The sequence below is a fragment of the Bacillus cereus group sp. Bce041 genome (genome assembly GCF_052646455.1).
Genome location: NZ_JBQXON010000002.1, coordinates 934916 through 954176 on the forward strand (window position 1 = coordinate 934916; position 19261 = coordinate 954176).

Below are 19261 nucleotides of genomic sequence, written 5' to 3' on the forward strand. Positions count from 1 at the left end.
TTATATAAACTCCTTTCTCACACTATCTCTACTAATTTTCATAAAATGATTCAGAGGAGGTTTATATGAATACAACTGCTAAATTAATAAATTGGAAAGAACATGGCGATATGATTATTCTAGAATGTGAATTAAATGGAAAACGCTTCGAGATATCAACATATAAACAACGAATATATAATGCACACCTTTTATCAGCTGACGTTTATATTCGTTTAGACTCATCTGATAATATAATTGGAATAAATATTTATAAAAAGTAAGAAAAGCCCCCTATTCCGTAGGCGGGCTTCATCTTTATTACACAATATTAGAGTATACTCTCTTTTTTTCATACAGTTTATGTAATTATACATATTCATTAAAAAATACACTAAATGAATATTACATGTAGTAAAATATAACTTGTGGGCACGTTCTATAAAGCAGATTCTTTTAAAAGGCGTAACATATCAATTATTATAGGGGATGTGGCGTCACTTCGATATTGATCTCAAATCTCTTGTCTTTTGTGAACTAACAATCTAGTGTATATAGACGATTCTGCTTTATAGTGTGTGTTTACACTTATAACAAAGGGGTAATGGTAATACGGATAGATTCCGATTCGTATGAAATGAAATGGTTCAAGTCGGAGAGAGGCACCTTAAGGTGTCTTTTCTTTTTGGACATTACATCCATTTTGTGTTTCCACCTTATTTCAAATGCGCTAATTAACCTTCACCAAGAAAAAATGAGAATTAAAAAAGATATTGTTTCTTCTGTTTAATACAGAAAAATGCAGGATACCCCATAGATATGGGGCATCCTGCATTTTCTATTTTTTCGCACCTTTCAACGACTCCCTCAGTACAAACTTCTGCAACTTCCCGCTCGCATTACGAGGGAGTTCATCTACAAATAAATAATGACGCGGACGTTTATAATCTGCTAGTTCATCACTTTCTTTGCAATACGTTTCTAAATCAGCTTCTGTTATTGTTTCATCTTTCTTCACAATAACTGCCACAACACGCTCTCCCCATAATTCATCTGGCTCACCAAGTACCGCCACATCTAATATACCTGGATGACTATGAAGGAAATCTTCAATTTCACGAGGATAAATATTTACGCCACCGCTAATTACCATATCATCAACGCGATCAGCAACGAATAAATAACCGTCTTTATCAAAATAGCCTAGATCACCAGAATGATACCATCCTTTATACATCGATTTTTTATTCGCTTCTTCACGATTATGATAGCCAGCCATCATAGTTGGGCCGCGTAAAATAATTTCTCCCACTTCATAAGGAGGTAATACATCATCTGGTTCTGCCGGTGCATCCTCGTTCGGTTTCACAATACGAACTTCATGGCTAAAACATGGCGTGCCTGCTGAACCAGCTTTCGTAATTTGATCCTCCTCTACGAGAAATGCAACAACTGGCCCCATTTCTGTCATTCCGTATATTTGAACAAGATCAATGTAAAGACGTTCTTTACATTCCTTCACTAACGCCGGTGCCATTGCTGCTCCGCCATATATACCGATTTTCATTGACGTTAAATCATACTGAGCTAAATCTTTTTGCAACAACATATTCCACATCGTCGGCGCTGCAAAGAACGTCGTAATCTTTTCTTCTTGAATCGTATGTAATACTGTTTCTGTATCAAAATGATGCAAAATAACATTCTTTCCGCCAACTTGAATGCGTGGTATGATTCCGGCATTTAATTCACCACAGTGATATAAAGGCGCCACAACAAGCCCTACACTATCTCTATTATATTTAAGGAAATACGTACAAATCATACTATGCTCAGCCATTTCACGATGGCGATGTAACACGCCTTTCGGATGCCCAGTCGTACCGCTCGTATAAAGCATTGAACAATAATCCATTTCATCAATTTCGATATTTACTTTCTCAGAAGATGCTTCATTCACTTTTTCATGGTAGGAACTTGCATAGGAAGGTTTATCGTTTTCTATAGACCAAAAAGATGTATTTGGAAAATCTCTTTCAATTATAGCAACAGTTGACTCAACTGCTTTTTCAAAGACAACGACTTTCGAGGATGCGTCCTGAAGAATATAAGATACTTCTTTCGCCTTTAAGCGGAAGTTAATCGGGTTAAAAATCGCACCAATTTTCGCACAGGCTAAGTAAACGTTTACAAATTCACGGCAATTATATAAGTAAACAGATACCGTATCTCCCTTTCTTACCCCTTCTTCTAATAGAGCGTGTGCCGTTTTATTTATTTGTTCATCCCACTGTTTATACGTCCAGCGAATATTTTTTTCAGGTTCCACTAGCGCCTCTTTATTTGGATACTTACCAACTGATAAATCAAAAATTCTCCCTATCGTCATATACATGCCAACGATTTCCCCCTTTTCTCTTTCATAAATCTATCATTTCGTCCATAAGTAGACATTGTCCTCTAATGATTTGACTAATTTTTCTGATTATTATCGACATAGTTTTACATACGGTACCGCTAGACGGTAAATGAAATTATATCGGCGATTTTCCAGATATATCGACCGTAACTTGAAATATATCAACCACAACTCAATTTATATCAGCGATTTTTCGAATATATCGACTTACCGACAAAAACTGACAAGATATAATCGGACCGAACGTTACTGCAGGATAAAAAAGAGGTTGTTCCGACTCGGAACAACCTCTTTCTTCTTATGCAAATAGCTCTTCTAAAATTTTCAGTTTATCTTCTGTATATTTCACAAAGCCATCATTATATGATTTTGGATCTTTCGGATTCGCAAAGTGCGTAATTGCTCCCGTCTTCGGGTGAACAAATTTACTTGATGCACCACAACCAAGTCCGATAATTGATTGTACTTCTTCCATAATGACAATGTTGTAAATACTTTCTTGCGTCGGCATTGCATAACCAACGTTCTCTAAGTTACCTAAAATATTCTTTTGACGATATAGGTAATATGGTACGTAATTATGCTTTTGCGTCCACTCTTCTGCTTCATGCATCATCGCTGTAATTTCTTCGCGACCTGCTACTTTATATTTACGTTTGTTTTGCGTCATTTCAGAAGCACGTTTAAATGATAACGTATGAACTGTTAATGATTCTGGCATTAACTTTTCTGTTTCATCTAACGTATGCTTGAAGATATCTAACCCTTCACCAGGAAGACCAATAATTAAGTCCATATTAATATTGTTCATTCCCATTTCACGAGCTAAATGGTATTTCTCAATTGTTTCTTCTACAGTATGATGACGTCCAATTGCTTTTAGTGTCTCTTGATGGTATGACTGCGGATTAATACTAATACGGTCAATATTCCATTTATTTAACACTTCTAGCTTTGCTGGCGTAATTGTATCTGGGCGACCTGCCTCAACTGTTACTTCACGCACATTTTTCACATTTGGGAACGCTTCATACATTTCTTCATACAGCATATCCATCTCTTCTGCTGTAATACTTGTAGGTGTACCGCCGCCGTAATAAATCGTCGTAACTTTTACACCTTTTTCTTTTAAAAACTTACCAATTTCACGAACTTCATAATGTAAACCACCTAAGAACGAATCAACAGATCCTTGGCGTCCATTAATTGCATAAGCCGGGAATGTACAGTATGCACATTTCGTTGGGCAGAACGGAATACCGATATAAATACTTACTTCTTCTTTCAAACGGTATAAATCCGGAACAACTGCTAATTGGCAATCAACAATGCGCTGAAGAAGTTCAATTTTCTCTTCATGAATTAAATAACTTTCACGAAGTTCTTGATGCGCTTCTTCTTTTGACATACCATTTTGAAGCATTTTGTGAAGAAGTTTCGTCGGACGTACTCCCGTTAAAATCCCCCAGCTTTGTTCAATACCAGTTAACTGCTGAAGAACAGAAAGATATACATAAGAAACAACGTGTTTCACTTGCTTCATACGCTCTTTTTCATCTGTGAAAGCAGATAAATCTTTCGAGAATGTTTCTTCATACACATTTCCTGTGCTAACATCCGTTAATTGAGCGGATGCTTTCACATTATCCTCAATGTGTATATCAACGATCAGATTTGCTTCCTCTTGTTCAAATCCAATCGTACTATCTTCAAAAAATAAGCCGCCAATATTTTGTAGCGGACGTAAAAAACGATCATCTTGTAACGTTTTAATTGAAATTAACAACATTATCACCTTTTCATTTGCAAACTCTCTTTAGTTTACTTGAAGGGCGTTTACAGGTCAATACAGAAGGTTTTACCTGTTTCTCTTACATTTTTTCAAATAATTCTTTTTATGAATATTGCTCATGTATATAGACATCATGATTTTCTCTTGTTAAAATTTATTAGTGTTAAAATCGATACATAGTGAAAATACAATATAAAAAGGAGGACTGTTAACACTAGATTCCACAATCTAATGTGTTAAAAACAAATATGAAAAAGAAATTTTATAGTGTTTTAACTCTCTCTCTTGCATTACAAACTGTTCTTGCACCTACTTATTCATTTGCAGAGAGTGCTGAAAAATCCGCCGAAGTATATACGGAGGATCAAGTTTTTAAAAGTATTAAAGAACATGTTAATGAGCATAGTACTCATGAAGAAGATATCGAGGTTACTGGCCAATTCCTACTATACACTTCAAAAAAACATTCATTATATACCGCGAATGATTTAAAAAACAAATCGAATATCGAGATTACAGAACAAGTCGTAACGGCGACAAAGAAAAAAGGAAATGCTTATTACATAACGACGTCAACTGGCGCTGGATGGATAGATAACAATGATAATAGCTTAGAAGTTCAAGAGATTCATAAACTATCTAACCAAAAATTAATCGTAAAAGAAGAAGCTTCCATACATGCACTTCCGTTCCAATCGTTTAAAGAAGAAGGGAAACTAGAGCCACAAGTCATTACTCCTACTGAACAAGCTGGAAATTGGTTTAAAGTCCAAATAAACGAAACAGCAAAATGGATTTATGCACCTTCTGCTACATTTGAAGGTACAAAAGCTTCATTATTAAAAAACAGTCGTACTGCTAAAAACAGTTTATTGAGATCGCCAGAAGCTCTACAAACAAACAATATTTATGGCGTTACATTTAAAGAAATGATTGTCCCAAAAGGAAATGACGATATTCGACCTGGCTACCCGATGGTGCCTAAATATATTACGATTCACGAAACGGCTAATACAGCGAAAGGTGCCAATGCTCTAAATCATGCAAAATTCTTAGATAATCAAGCACGCGGAACAGCTGATCGCGCCGCATCTTGGCATTTCACAGTAGATGATAAAGAAATTTATCAACATCTTCCGGTAAATGAAGTTGGATGGCATGCTGGAAATAAAACTGGAAACTATGAATCTATCGGAATTGAAATTGCCGTTAATCAAGATGGAAACTATGAAAAAGCGGTAGAAAATGCCCGTAAATTGGCAGCTTATTTAATGAACGACTTAAATATTTCTCTAGATAAGGTCCAAAAACACCAATTTTGGTCAGGAAAAAACTGCCCTGCGTTTATGATTCAACGCGGACAATGGGATGCTTTCTTAAAAGGAACTGAAACATACTATAAAGAAAATCAAAAAAATCCAGTAACTGATGACATTACAGGTGGCTGGTATGAACAAGACATTCGTCAATTAGCAGCTAGAGGCATTATGCAAGGAGAAGGAAACGGCAAGTACTTCCCAGAACGTCTTGTAACGCGTGCTGAATTTGCTACATTAATTACTCGTGCTTTACAATTACCAAGTGGAAATGCTAATTTCACAGACTTAGAACAAGTACACCCATCGTTACGAGACGGTATTAATCGTGCAGCAAGCGCAGGCATAATCCGCGGACGTGGTGATAATACATTTGACCCAAATACTACAATTACACGCGAAGAAGCTGTTATTATGATCGATCGTTCTCTAAAACACGCTGGTATTTTTGCAAAACAAGTTGAACTACCATTCGTAGACCAAAACTTAATTTACGCTAAAGAAGAAGTACAAAGAGTGTATGGATACGGAATTGTAAAAGGTAATGAATTGAATCAATTCGTACCAAAAGGACCATCACAACGTGCTCACGCAGCTGCATTTATAAACAGAATGCTTAGCGTAATTGAAGCTTAAAATACTTATCATTCCTATAGATATTTCATTTCATCTGTATTCACTTAAAAAGGCATCAGAGATTGTATAATCTCTGATGCCTTTTATACATCTGTTAGCTATTTTTAGCCATGAATCTTAAACGTATTCCTAGTAACAGAAGCATAAAACCGATGAATGGAACGTAATTCGTATTGTGTCCTGTAGCTGGGAGTTGTTGATTATTAGAAGAACCTTGTCCTTGTTCTGGTAAATTAGGTTTTTCTACTCCCTCACCTGGCTTTTCTGTTCCTTCACCTGGCTTCTCTGTTCCTTCACCCGGCTTTCCTGTTCCTTCACCTGGTTTTCCTGTTCCTTCACCTGGTTTTCCTGTTCCTTCACCTGGTTTTCCTGTTCCTTCACCTGGTTTTTCCGGATCTTTATCTGTATCTTTTTTATTTGTAATTTGAAGCTTTACAACTTCAATTTTTTCATTAGAAATCGTAAATTTCATTTCCTTATCGGATAAAGTATATCCTTCTGGCGCTTGGATTTCTTTTAAAGTGTAATCTCCTGGTTCTAACTTCTTAGAAGTCGCTTTACCGCTCTTATTTGTTGTTAATGTGTCGATTTTTATTCCGTCTTTCCAAATTTCAAACACTGCGCCTGCTAATGTTTTATTTGTATTATTAGCATCTACCTTTGTAATTTCTAATTGACCTGTAATTTCTTCTTTTACTTTTTCATTCATAACTTCTTGTTTTACTACTTCGTTCGCTACAACATTTACTTCTACTGTTACTTCTAACGCCTTATAACCTTCCGGCGCTTTCGTTTCTTCTAACGTATACCTTCCTGGCACTAAGCTTTCGAATTTCACAACGCCGTCTTTATTCGTTGTTTTCGCTTCTCCAACTACTTGACCAGCTTCGTTCTTTAATTTAAATTCCGCACCTGCTAGAACTTTTCCACTCTCTGCATCCTTTTTGATTACTTGTAAGCTTCCTAGTTCTTTTGCGTTTTCTATTTGTACTTCTACTACTTTGTCTGCTTCCACAACGACTTCAATTTCTTCTTTTAACAACTTATATCCTTGTGGTGCTTTCGTTTCTTTTAATTTGTATGTTCCTGGCTCTAATTTCTGAGAAATTACTTTACCAGTTTTATCTGTTCGTAACGTATCTACTTTTTTACCATCCTTATACACTTCGAATTCTGCATCTGATAATACTTTCGTTTTATCTTGAGCATCTACTTTTACGATTTCGAATTGCCCAAGGCTCTTACCGTTCGTTACTTTTACATCAATAACTTTTTCACCGTCAACTGTTACATGAATTATTTGTTTTGTTAACTCATAACCTTCTGGTGCTTTTGTTTCTTCTAACGTATATTCACCTGGCACAAGTCCGTCTACCTTAACCGTTCCAGACTTATCTGTTGTAATTCCTTCTTTTACAACATTTCCTTTCGCATCTTTCAATGTAAATTCTGCGCCTGCTAAGCGTTTCGTTTGATCTTTATCATCCATTTTAATAATTTGTAGAGAACCTAAGATTTTTTCGTTTTCTGCCTCTACTTTTACTACTTCTTTCTCGTTTTGAATTGTTACTTTCCATTCTTTATTTGAAAGCTTGTAGCCCGCTGGTGCTTTCGTTTCTTTCACTGTGTATTCACCTAGCGGTAATTTTGGTGACATCACTTTTCCACTCTCATCTGTTTTCAGTTCCGCTACCTTTTTACCATCTTTATACACTTCGAATTCTGCACCTGATAACAATCTCGTTTTATCTTCCGCATCTACTTTCACGATTTCGAATTGACCTGTTACTTTTTCATTCGTAACTTCTTGTTTTACTACTTCGTTCGCTACAACGTTTACTTCTACTGTTACTTCTAACGCCTTATAACCTTCCGGCGCTTTCGTTTCCTCTAACGTGTACTTTCCTGGCACTAAGTTTTCGAATTTCACAACACCGTCTTTATTCGTTGTTTTCGCTTCTCCAACTACTTGACCAGCTTCATTTTTCAATTTAAATTCTGCACCTGCTAGAACTTTTCCACTCTCTGCATCCTTTTTGGTTACTTGTAAGCTTCCTAGTTCTTTTGCATTTTCTACTTGTACTTCTACTACTTTGTCCGCTTCCACAACGACTTCAATTTCTTCTTTTAGCAATTTATATCCTTGTGGTGCTTTCGTTTCTTTTAATGTGTACTTTCCTGGTTCTAATTTCTGAGAAACTACTTTACCAGTTTTATCTGTTCGTAACGTATCTACTTTTTTACCCTCTTTATACACTTCGAATTCTGCATCTGATAATACCTTCGTTTTATCTTCCGCATCTACTTTCACAATTTCAAATTGACCTGTTACTTTTTCGGGAATCTTTTTATTCACCACATCTACAGTCAATACTTTATTAGCCTCTACATCAACAGAAACTGAACTAGATGATAATTCATACCCTTTCGGTGCTTCTACTTCTTTTAATGTATAGCTTCCAACTGGAAGTCGTTTCGATAAGGCTTCACCTTTATCATCTGTAACAATTGTTTCCACAACTTTCCCATCTTTATCGATAACATCAAATTTTGCACCTGGCAGAAGTTGACCGGATTCACTATCTTTTTTCAATAATTTAAATTGGCCATTCTCTACTTTTTTCGTATTCTTCATAACAAGTTCAATTACGTTTGTATTATCAATTGTTACTTTGACTGGTGTATCAACTTTTATATATCCTTCTGGTGCATTTATTTCTTTTACAAAATAGTCACCAAGTGGTAAATCTTTAACTTCCGCAATACCCTTTTCGTTTGTTGTAACAGTAGCCACAACGTTATTATCTTTGTCTATAACATCAAATTTTGCGTCTTTTAAAACAATATTTCCATCGTTTTCATCAACTTTTTTAATTTGTAAATGTCCTTTTTCAGCTGCTGGTTTATTCCATTTTGGCCAGTTAAATTTAAAGTTATGAACCTCAAAACCATCTCTTTGGTGTAATCCTCCAACATAGGCTTGTCCATTAATAGAACCACCTTTTGTTTCTACAACTGCATTAGGTGCAAACACACTACCTACTACACCATAACCTTTAGTTGTTATCTTTGTAGCATTAGGAAATACCCAAATTACCTTACTAGCTAACTCAGTAAAAGATGAATTAGGGTCGTATGCTTGAGATGTATTAATTAAATCCGTCGCCATCCCAGTATTTCTTGTATCATATAAAATTGCACCGCCACCAAAACTCACTTCTTCTGCATCTGAATAAATAACAATAAAGTCTTTATTCTCTACATTCGGAAGAAAAACGTCTTTTACATCGAATGCTTTCTTTCCCGTCTGGCCTGAAGAGACATAAATATTAGGGTTGTTTACATCTTCACCGATTCCAAAGCTCATATTAGGTTTTGGCTTATCAGTGTGTAGTTTACTTGCATCCCCAATTACACCATCAACGTCTTTTCTAAATTCTTTAAACTTAGTATCAATCTCCGCTTGCTCTTTATAAGAGATACGGTCATATGACGTTTTCATTGCGCCATCTGGATCACCGTCTTTTGTCATCGCCACTGTTCCATCTTGAATAATTACTTGTCCTGCTCCCGCTTTCGTAAATTGACCGCCTAGTAATAATGATGGATATCCTTCATCTACCCAAGTTGCTCCAGCTAAGTTATTTGCTCCAGTTGCAGCCGCTACGACTGTATAACTTGATGCTTTCATATTTTTCTGAACAGCCATCGCACCTTCAATATCAGCACTCGTTGCACTATGATCTCCAAAAATGATGGCGTTGTAATAAGATACATCACCTAAACCTTTTAACTCTGTTGTAGCTGCCTCTGCTTTAAATGGTAAATGGATTAAAAAATTCATACATATTAGTAATACAACTATTAAACTACTACTTAACTTTTTAATTTTTTGATTAAATGATTTCCTCAAGAAATTCATTCCCCCTTTTAAACTTCCTAAAATCACAAAAAGAAGTACATTTCATATGTACCAGGTCTTACTCACATTAACTTAAAATAATCCATTTAAATACAACAAAGGAACGCTACAACTACTTAATAAAATTACTACAATTCATTTTTGAAATAATACGTGAACTAAACTGTCATGCGGAAATACTTTTACGTATGGGAGCCCAATAAAATTAATCTGAAGAATATTTCATGTGGTGTAACTATTTTGACAACATCCTTCACTTTACATTAGTTTTCTAAAGGATTCAAGTGAATTGTATAGATTTCATACACAATTCACATTTTAAAACGTTTTCATTCATTTTAATAAGCTCAACAAAAAACGTAGCCAAAAAGCTACGTTTTTCTTTCATCGTTTCGGTGTATTTTTATGATTCTTCAAAAACGGAAGCGGGAACTGCTTACGGAAATGCTCTTTAATCATGTACTCTACACCGTTTTCACTATTTGAACGTGTAATCCAATCGGCTGCTTGCTTTAATTCTACAGGCGAGTTCCCCATCGCTACCCCAAGTCCCACGTTTTCAATAACCTCTAAATCTTCCATACTATCTCCAATCGCAACCATTTCATTTAGCGAAATATTTAAATGCTCTCCAAGCAATTGTAACCCGCGTAACTTTGATACATTTTGCGGTAAAATTTCTATTCGTTTTGAATCACATTCAACATACTCTACATCTTGGAACGCTTTTCTTAATGTATTTAGCCCGCGTTCTTTTTCACCTTTAGTTTGGAAAAGAACATCAATTTTTGGCGCCGCTACCGGATGGTCACGAAGCGCGTCACCTAACGAATCTACAAATTGAACTGGATAAAATAACGGATCTGCGCTTGATAATACAGTGCGCGCAATTAAGTTTGGTGTATTTCTCTCACGATTTCCTATCGAAAACCGTTCATGAGAAATACGTACGTTACAATCAAAGTGCTCTAACACTTGCACAATGTTAAAAGTCTTCTCTTCAGACAATCTTCTTTGAACGTACGGCTTATCTAACGTTGCTGAAACGAAAGCACCACCATGTGTCACTAATATAGAATCTAATTTTAACGCCTTTGCTACTTTATGAGCGGATTGAAAATTACGACTCGTAAATAACGTAACGTATACATCTTTTCTTTTCACAAATTCAATTGTTTCTCTTAATCCTTTTGCAATTTTTCCATTGTTGTATAGTAGTGTCCCATCTATATTAAGAGCTAGTAAGCGATAAATCATGTCGCACTCCCCCTCTTCGCTGTTGTACTCTATCCATAATTTATGAAATAAATGTAGCAAATAGAACGAGTTAGAATTACTACTGAAAATTTGGTTTACTATATACATATACACTTAGCAAAGGAGATAGTACAATGCAGGCACCTCCTTCTTTTTATGAAGGCGATACGTTAGAAGTCGCAAAAAAATTACTCGGGCAAAAACTTGTTCATATTGTAGACGGAATAAAGCGAAGTGGAATCATTGTAGAAGTAGAAGCATATAAAGGCCCGGATGATAAGGCCGCACATAGTTACGGAGGCAGACGGACAGATCGCACAGAAGTTATGTTTGGTACACCAGGGCATGCTTACGTATATTTAATTTACGGTATGTATCATTGCTTTAACGTTATTACAGCGCCAGTGGGCACCCCACAAGGTGTTCTCATTCGAGCTCTTGAGCCGGTAGATGGAATAGAAGAAATAAAACTAGCGCGCTACAATAAGACCGAAATTACAAAAGCGCAGTACAAAAATTTAACGAACGGTCCTGGCAAACTATGCCGTGCACTTGGCATCACTTTAAAAGAACGCGGTGTATCGTTACAAAGTGATACGTTACATATTGAATTAGTTCCAAAAGAAGAACACATATCATCACAATATAAAATAACAGCAGGACCTCGTATTAATATCGACTATGCAGAAGAAGCTGTACACTATCCGTGGCGTTTTTATTATGAGGGACATCCGTTTGTTTCAAAAAAATAAGCGATATCAACAATTTTTCAAATATATCTATCGTAACTTACAATATATCAACGGTTCGACAAGAAATATCGATTTATCGACAAATAATAACATTACGAATAAAAGAAGACTGTTCCAAAATGGAACAGTCTTTCCCTCTTACTCTGCACCTTCCGCAGTTGCAATATTATCCTCTAAATTTTCTCTTGATAATTCAGCCGCCATAAAATCAGCTGTTTCTGGAAGTGCTAAATGCATATGAGCTTTTTGACAAATTTGGATCGTACAGTTTTCTATAACATAGTCGAAAACATGTCCGCCCCCGCTTCTTTCATCATCAATGTAATGTAAGTGGAATCCAGCTACCCCAATACCTTGTGCGTAATCTGGTGTCCAAAATCCAGCAAGCGTACCTTCTGTATCTTCAAATGAAAAGATTGGTTGTGATTTCGTCACTTCAACGAGCGGTGTATACGGTTTTTCTTGTCTTGGAACAGTTCTCGTCCTTACTTCACGGAACGTACCGTCCATTCGAATACCGTAAAACAAGTTTTTACTTGGCATTAATTCATGTAATAATGCTTCAACTTCTTCACGATTCATCGGACGCTCTACCGTATAACTCATTTCTTTTTCAAAAAACGTTACAGTCGCAAATGGCGTTGTTTCTTCTGGCTCTACTTTTTCTGCTGAACCGTCTGAACGTAAATGATAAAATTCATTATCAAATGCAATCATTTCACCATCTAATTGATCAAATGTGCCGATGCCGAAATCACCATGTTTTTTCAAATCTTCAAAGCTAATTACACCATCATATATACCATCTAATAGCGCAAGCATTGTAGATGTTTGATATACTTCATTACTCGTTTTCGTTTTTTTCGCATCAATATCAATTAATTGCGCAACAGTCATCTCAAATCTGCCTCCATTAGTTTAATTGGTTTGGTAATAATTTTTCGCTTAATTTAATGTTGTCACGATAGTCAATTGGAATATCAATAATGACAGGACCATCTGCTGCTAGCGCGGATTTTAACACACCTTCTAATTCATCAGGCGTGTTAACACGAAGACCTAACGCCCCGAAACTTTCCGCATATTTCACAAGATCAACATCGCCAAACTCTGTAGCGGATGTTCTGCCGTATTTCATCATTTGTTGGAATGCAACCATATCATATGTGCCGTCTCTCCAAACAAGATGGACGATTGGAGAATTTAAACGTACCGCCGTTTCTAACTCCATCGCTGAGAATAAGAAACCACCGTCACCTGATACGGAAACTACTTTTTTACCTGGTTCTACTAAAGTAGCTGCGATTGCCCAAGGAAGTGCAACACCTAACGTTTGCATACCGTTACTAAATAATAATCTACGTGGTTCATAAGAACGGAAACATCTCGCCATCCAAATAGAATGGGAACCGATGTCACATGTAACGGTTGTATCGTCACTAATTAAAGAACGAAGTGTACGAATTACTTGAAGTGGATGCGTAACACCCTCCGAAGCACGGTTCGGAACTTCTGCTTGTTCTGATAATTTTGCGCGTAATCGTTCTAATACCACTTCTGATTTCGTACTTAATACAAGTTTCGGTAATTTCTCCGCGATGCTATTTACCGTTAAAGCAATATCACCAATTAATTCACGCTCTGGCTGGTAATCATGGTCGATATCTGCTTGATGGTCGTCAAGATGAATAATCGTTCTGTCGCCAAGTTTATTCCAGAACTTTGGATCATACTCGATTGGATCATAACCGATAGAAATAACAAGGTCTGCTTCTTCTAGTAAAATATCACCTGGTTGGTTACGGAATAATCCAACGCGGCCGAAGAAATGATCTTCTAACTCACGTGAAATCGCACCAGCTGCTTGATATGTTTCAACGACAGGAAGTTCTGTATCCGCAATTAATTTACGAACAGCTTTCGTCACTTCATTTGTGCTCGCTCTCATACCGAGTAAAATAACTGGTAATTTCGCTGCTTTTATTTTTTCTACTACGTATGTAATATCATTTGTGGGAGCGATTCCAAGCTGTGGCTTAGAAAGCGCACCGATAGACTCTACAGTTGTTTCCGCAGTCATAACGTCTTGCGGAAGACTTACTAAAGTAGCTCCCGGATTTGTGGAAGTCGCACTTCGAAATGCATTACTAAGTGCTTCTGGCACATTATCAGGATGCTCTACCTCTACGCTATATTTTGTGATTGGTTCGAATAGTGCAGCATTATCCATAGATTGATGCGTACGTTTTAATCGATCCGTACGCGGTACTGCACCAGCTAAAGCAACAACGGGATCACTCTCCGCATTCGCAGTAACAAGACCTGTCGCTAAATTTGATGTCCCTGGTCCTGAAGTTACAAGACATACGCCCGGTTTCCCTGTTAATCTACCAATAGCAGCTGCCATAAATGCTGCATTTTGTTCATGACGACAAACAATTAACTCTGGTCCTCTTTCTTGCAATACATCAAATACAGAGTCAATCTTTGCTCCTGGAATACCGAAAACATGTGTAACACCTTGTTTAATTAAACAATCAACAACAAGATCTGCTCCTTTTGTTTTTGTCTTCACGTCGTTTGCTTTTACACCTGTACTCAAAACTAATCATCCCTTTATTTCATAATGTGTGTAATAAAGATTTTAATTTTACCTAGTTAATTAATGTGGTGAAGTATCATTTATCATTATATTACAAATGCATTATTTTTCCAACAATATGAATTCGACATTATTTTGACAAGATTTAAAGAATGCGCTTACAACCTTTTGTTTATCTTAAAATAACATTTTTATATCTCTTCTAAAAATGTACAAAAATACTTCCACCTATTCACATTATTAACAAATTTATAGTACCTTGCAAAGAATAATAGCAAGTGATATATTTGTAAATAATGGAATAACCATTATTTGGAATGTTATTCACGATTAGTATATCTCCTTTCAAAAAGTAGATATAGATTGTGTGTGCTGTTTAGAAAAAAGATAGGATTTTCAGCCATAATTCATCATTTTATAAAGGAAAGTGATTGTTATGAACAAAAGTGAATTTTTAGAGCAACTTAGTTCTTCCCTACGGAATATGCCTAATTTAGAAAAGGAGGATATTATCTCGGAGTACGAAACTCATTTTATTAGTGGTAAACAAGATGGAATATCTGAAGAGGAAATTTCTAAAAAGCTAGGAAACCCTAAAACTATCGCTAAAGAACTTAATATTTCATATGTAATAAGTAACGCTGACAATAGGCGCAGCCTAAAAAATATTATGACAGCACTGTTTTCTGTTATGAGCTTAAGTGTTTTAAACTTTATATGTATCATTATCGCCTTTTTCGTATTACTCTTTCTATTACCACTTCTTCTAGCACTTATAATTGCTACACCATTATTAATTATTTCACCTATCTTATTAATAGGATTAGGATTCTTTAAAGGGTTTCATCAAATCAGTTATTCCGATGTTTATAATGTATTTATAGCTTTTTGCATCGGCTTACTAATATCCGTCATATCTTATCAAATGATAAAACATATATACTCACTTTTAGTTAAGTATTTAAAATGGAATTTAGCTATTTTACAAAGATACTAATCAATGTAAAAGGAGATTAATATGAAAAAGTATATTTTATACCTACTCACGTTACTTACAATTTTATTTCTATCAGCTTGTTCAAACAGTGCACAACCTAAGGAAGAAAACGATGTACAATCTATTAAAGATGTTGCTATTAAAGTTCCAGAAAATATATTTAGTTCCTCAAAGAAAAACGAAACTATTAATGAAGACGAAATGAAACAAAATATAAAAAATTATATAGATTATAGTTGGGAGTTATCTGAAAATATTATCCCTCTCGCTTCAACAAATTCTGATAAGAATTTCACGGAATCTGACCGAGAAAAATTACAAAAACTAATTGATTTAGCGAAACAAAACGATATGAATTTCCATGAGTTTATTAGTAATAATAATTTACCTACTGATTATAAAAAACCTTCAAAAGAAATCTATGCATTTATGTCATCATCTACGGATATTTTCGTAGAGCTAGATCAAGAATTAGACAAACTCACCCAAGATGGTAACTTATTCAAAGCCAATTTTTCTTTTACAAAACGCCTTGAGAAAATAAATGGGAGGAAACAAAAAGAGATTGAAACGTTTTTGAACGAAAAAAATATTAAAACTTCAATTAACAGCAATAAAAAAAATTAACAGATGTGTTACATATCCCTTTCAAAATAACCAATAAGAAATGGCTATTTTGAAAGGGAGTTTTTGTGGTATAACTATTAAATTCCCTAAACAAAAAAGACACTCCTAAACTAGGAGCGTCTTCCACTATTACGCTTGTTGTTGCGCGCTATATAATTCTTCAAGTGGCTTCATGATAATTTTGTTAACGTCACCGATTACAACGTTTAGACGTTGCTCAGTTTCCATTAATTTTGTAATTTTAGCATCTTGTTGAATGCGAGCTACAACTTCTTGTGCTTGTTGGTTATCTTCTTCAGTGATTTCTTGGCCTTGCATCATTTTCTGTTGTAGGCTAAGTTGCATTGTACGGAACTCATCGAATAAGTTCTTTGAAGCTGTGTCAGCTTGAACTGCTGCGTAGCTCTCTTTTAAAGTTTTGAAGTCATCGTTTTCAGCGATTGCTTTTTGTAATTCATATGCAACATCATGAATGTTCTTTGTCATTTTATTTTTCCTCCTTTAGAAGGCTAGCGCTTTTCACTCGCACTGCCTTTTACGTGCATTTACATACGCACCTCTTCTTACCATATCAAACTATGCAAGAGATGTGAAGAAATTTCACTTTTATTTCTATGTACTCACCTTATTATCTAAGAAACAATAGTAACAATCCTTGTACGAGCCCGATCATTCCGCCTAATAACGCTCCTAAATACGTAATCATTTTCAATTCTTTTTTCGTAATAGACAGAACTAAGTCTTCTAATCTTTCTGTTGAGAATGTAGACACTTCTTGCTGGACAATTTCCGCAAGGTGTAGATTATTTAGTATACTCTCTACATTTTCTGTTCCCCACTTTAAGCCTTTCGCTACTGCACTTGGAACCACTTTTTCAATAATTGTTTCTCGAACTGGTTCACATACTTGCTGAACAGATTGATTTAAAAACTTACTCACTGTTTCCTCTACTTTAACTGCTGATAGCACGGAGCTTACAATCATTTCTTTCTCTACAAATGCTTCTAATTCTTTTACATCTCTTCCTTTTAACTTTTCCCACTCTTTTTGCAGTACGTCAGTTAAAAGCTGCTTTGTAGCATCTTGCCCTAAAAACTTAATAACTTCTGGCTGCACACGATCCACAACACTTACATTTCCTAAAAACATTCCGACTAAGTTAAGTAGCGTTCCGCGAGAAGCAAAGAAATCATCAATCATTTTTGAAAGACGCGCTTTCCCTTCTTCACTTTCAAAAAAGCTAATTCCTCGCTCTAAAATAAACGCCGAGACATTCGGAATCGCATTCTCTATCTTTTCATGTACAGAATGAGGTAAAGCCTGTTCCCATGTATATGTATAATACTCTGCTAAAAATGCATGAATTTTTTCTGTAATCACATATTCGATTTTTCGAGTCGCTTCTTCTTCTACATGCGCTACATTCCATTTTTCTAACATATATCGCAGTGATTGTTCATTCGTAATTACTTTATCCACTTCCACTTGCGCCCAGTGGATTAAACCTTTTTGAAACTCTTCATTTGTTAGCTTTTTTCCGATTCCTTCTGGTGTTAACAAATGTTCTACAACCATTTTTCCTAATTGAACAGCAAGTTCATCACGACGCTTAGGAATTAACCCTGGTGTAAATGGAACTTGAAACTTTCCGATATAAATAGGACGATGAGGACGAAATAACATTTTTATCGCTAAATGATTCGTGTATCCCCCAATAATTGCTCCGAGTCCTGTCGTCGTTAACATATTTAACCATATATTCATTACAATCAACCTTTCACTTCTCCAAAACTATAGCATATCATCATACGGACAAAAGTATAATGGTATAAAAACGTATTTGCAATATATAGCTTCGCCTATTATGCAAATAGTAGTAAAGGAGTGATTTCGTTGGTTCTCGGCCTTTTAACTTCTAAACTTCATTATGAGCAAACGTATTACACCGAAATCGCTAAACGCGCTCGGCTTTATCATAATGTCGTTGCCCAGTTTACGCCATTTTGTATTGATTCTAAAACAGACCTTGTTTCTGGTCTTATTTACGATACAGATACAGGAAAATGGAAAGAGCAAACATTCCCTATTCCTTCTTATATATATGATCGTTATTCTTTTCACGAGGAAACAGACTTTGAAAAAGCAAAATCAATTATTCACTCTTTGCACAACCGTCCTTCCACTACCTTTTTAAATAACACACTTATTAACTTAAGTGAACTACATGATTTATTTCTTACTAATAAAAAACTGTCTCCTTATATACCTAAATTTGAAATGGCAACGATACAAAACATTTTCAAACTGTTGTTAAAATCTAAAGATATTATTATACGCCCCACTAATATACATTCTAAAGATAACTTATATCGAGTCGCTTACAAAAATAAAACGTTTCATATCGATACAGTAAATGAAAAATACCATACTTCTCTTCCAATCAAGCGGACAGATGAATTTATATCTTGGTGTAAATCTAACATACGTTCATCACGCTACATAGTGCATACCATGCTACAACCACCAAATCAATTAACATACCCACTCCACATTCGAACTATTTTGCAAAAAAACAAAGAACAAACTTGGAATGTTATAGGTCAATTTATACAAAAAAGTTCATTTCCTAATCAGCTTTTACCTTCAGCAACAGACGATGATTCATTGCATTCATTTTCAAAAATTAAATACGTACTATCTAGTACAGGTGTGCAACTATTGCAAGACGCTTTACACGACATTATAAATGAAGTATTCCAAACACTAGATCAGTCTTATTCTTCATTATTCGAACTAGAACTTTCCACAATTATGGATCAAAAAGGCGCAATTTGGCTTATGTATGTCAACACGATCCCTCCTTACGAACAATACATTCGTCATAGTGATTCATTAGCTGAAAAGATATTTCACGGACCACTTAAATTCAGTCGCTTTACACCATAATGAAAGGAGGTAAAC

14 protein-coding genes are annotated in these 19261 nt (G+C 35.5%); 6 read left to right on the forward strand and 8 right to left on the reverse strand.

Going from position 1 to position 19261, the window contains the following annotated elements:
• The first annotated feature begins 65 nt into the window (after window positions 1-65).
• On the forward strand, window positions 66-263 hold the full coding sequence (locus tag ACUN13_RS10840) for a hypothetical protein (RefSeq protein ID WP_001098258.1): 198 nt from the start codon (window positions 66-68) through the stop codon (window positions 261-263).
• Window positions 264-817: 554 nt separating this feature from the next.
• Here the strand turns inward: ACUN13_RS10840 and ACUN13_RS10845 are convergent.
• Both ACUN13_RS10845 and ACUN13_RS10850 read right to left on the reverse strand, forming a co-directional pair.
• Window positions 818-2374, reverse strand: coding sequence for a fatty acid--CoA ligase (locus tag ACUN13_RS10845; protein ID WP_088346736.1), 1557 nt, complete (start codon window positions 2372-2374; stop codon window positions 818-820).
• Between the two features lie 322 nt (window positions 2375-2696).
• Window positions 2697-4187 (reverse strand): coproporphyrinogen III oxidase, encoded by a 1491-nt coding sequence (locus ACUN13_RS10850; RefSeq protein ID WP_142293008.1) that lies wholly within the window; start codon window positions 4185-4187, stop codon window positions 2697-2699.
• A gap of 251 nt (window positions 4188-4438) precedes the next feature.
• Here ACUN13_RS10850 and ACUN13_RS10855 point away from each other — a divergent pair, with 251 nt between their 5' ends.
• A complete protein-coding gene (locus tag ACUN13_RS10855) occupies window positions 4439-6142 on the forward strand; it encodes an S-layer homology domain-containing protein (RefSeq protein WP_002164626.1) in 1704 nt (567 codons plus the stop codon).
• 94 nt (window positions 6143-6236) lie between these two features.
• Here ACUN13_RS10855 and ACUN13_RS10860 read toward each other — a convergent pair whose 3' ends face one another.
• Window positions 6237-10055 (reverse strand): MSCRAMM family protein, encoded by a 3819-nt coding sequence (locus ACUN13_RS10860; protein ID WP_445423775.1) that lies wholly within the window; start codon window positions 10053-10055, stop codon window positions 6237-6239.
• A gap of 393 nt (window positions 10056-10448) precedes the next feature.
• Entirely contained in the window at window positions 10449-11321 is an 873-nt protein-coding gene (locus tag ACUN13_RS10865) for a Cof-type HAD-IIB family hydrolase (protein WP_000640431.1), read from the reverse strand.
• A gap of 134 nt (window positions 11322-11455) precedes the next feature.
• Here ACUN13_RS10865 and ACUN13_RS10870 point away from each other — a divergent pair, with 134 nt between their 5' ends.
• Entirely contained in the window at window positions 11456-12073 is a 618-nt protein-coding gene (locus ACUN13_RS10870; RefSeq protein ID WP_088345691.1) for a DNA-3-methyladenine glycosylase, read from the forward strand.
• Between the two features lie 138 nt (window positions 12074-12211).
• Here the strand turns inward: ACUN13_RS10870 and alsD are convergent, their stop codons facing one another.
• Window positions 12212-12970 (reverse strand): alpha-acetolactate decarboxylase, encoded by a 759-nt coding sequence (gene alsD, locus ACUN13_RS10875; protein WP_088345689.1) that lies wholly within the window; start codon window positions 12968-12970, stop codon window positions 12212-12214.
• A 16-nt stretch (window positions 12971-12986) separates the two neighbouring features.
• Window positions 12987-14675: an acetolactate synthase AlsS gene (gene alsS / locus ACUN13_RS10880; RefSeq protein ID WP_088345687.1), complete on the reverse strand. Its 1689-nt coding sequence runs from the start codon at window positions 14673-14675 to the stop codon at window positions 12987-12989.
• 436 nt (window positions 14676-15111) lie between these two features.
• On the opposite strand from alsS, the gene ACUN13_RS10885 reads away from it, so the two are divergent.
• Together ACUN13_RS10885 and ACUN13_RS10890 are read left to right on the forward strand one after the other, a co-directional pair.
• Window positions 15112-15672, forward strand: coding sequence for an HAAS signaling domain-containing protein (locus ACUN13_RS10885; RefSeq protein ID WP_025709958.1), 561 nt, complete (start codon window positions 15112-15114; stop codon window positions 15670-15672).
• 21 nt (window positions 15673-15693) lie between these two features.
• Window positions 15694-16299, forward strand: coding sequence for an NDxxF motif lipoprotein (locus tag ACUN13_RS10890; protein ID WP_048538051.1), 606 nt, complete (start codon window positions 15694-15696; stop codon window positions 16297-16299).
• 129 nt (window positions 16300-16428) lie between these two features.
• Here ACUN13_RS10890 and ACUN13_RS10895 read toward each other — a convergent pair whose 3' ends face one another.
• Both ACUN13_RS10895 and ACUN13_RS10900 read right to left on the reverse strand, forming a co-directional pair.
• On the reverse strand, window positions 16429-16785 hold the full coding sequence (locus tag ACUN13_RS10895; RefSeq protein WP_000164610.1) for a YlbF/YmcA family competence regulator: 357 nt from the start codon (window positions 16783-16785) through the stop codon (window positions 16429-16431).
• A 142-nt stretch (window positions 16786-16927) separates the two neighbouring features.
• Window positions 16928-18064 carry a DUF445 family protein gene (locus ACUN13_RS10900; RefSeq protein ID WP_142292959.1) on the reverse strand — a complete coding sequence of 379 codons (1137 nt, stop codon included), beginning with the start codon at window positions 18062-18064 and terminating at the stop codon, window positions 16928-16930.
• A 129-nt stretch (window positions 18065-18193) separates the two neighbouring features.
• Between ACUN13_RS10900 and ACUN13_RS10905 the strand changes: the two genes are divergently transcribed.
• Window positions 18194-19246, forward strand: a complete 1053-nt coding sequence (locus ACUN13_RS10905; protein WP_025687293.1) for a YheC/YheD family endospore coat-associated protein — start codon at window positions 18194-18196, stop codon at window positions 19244-19246.
• The last annotated feature ends 15 nt before the right edge of the window (window positions 19247-19261 follow it).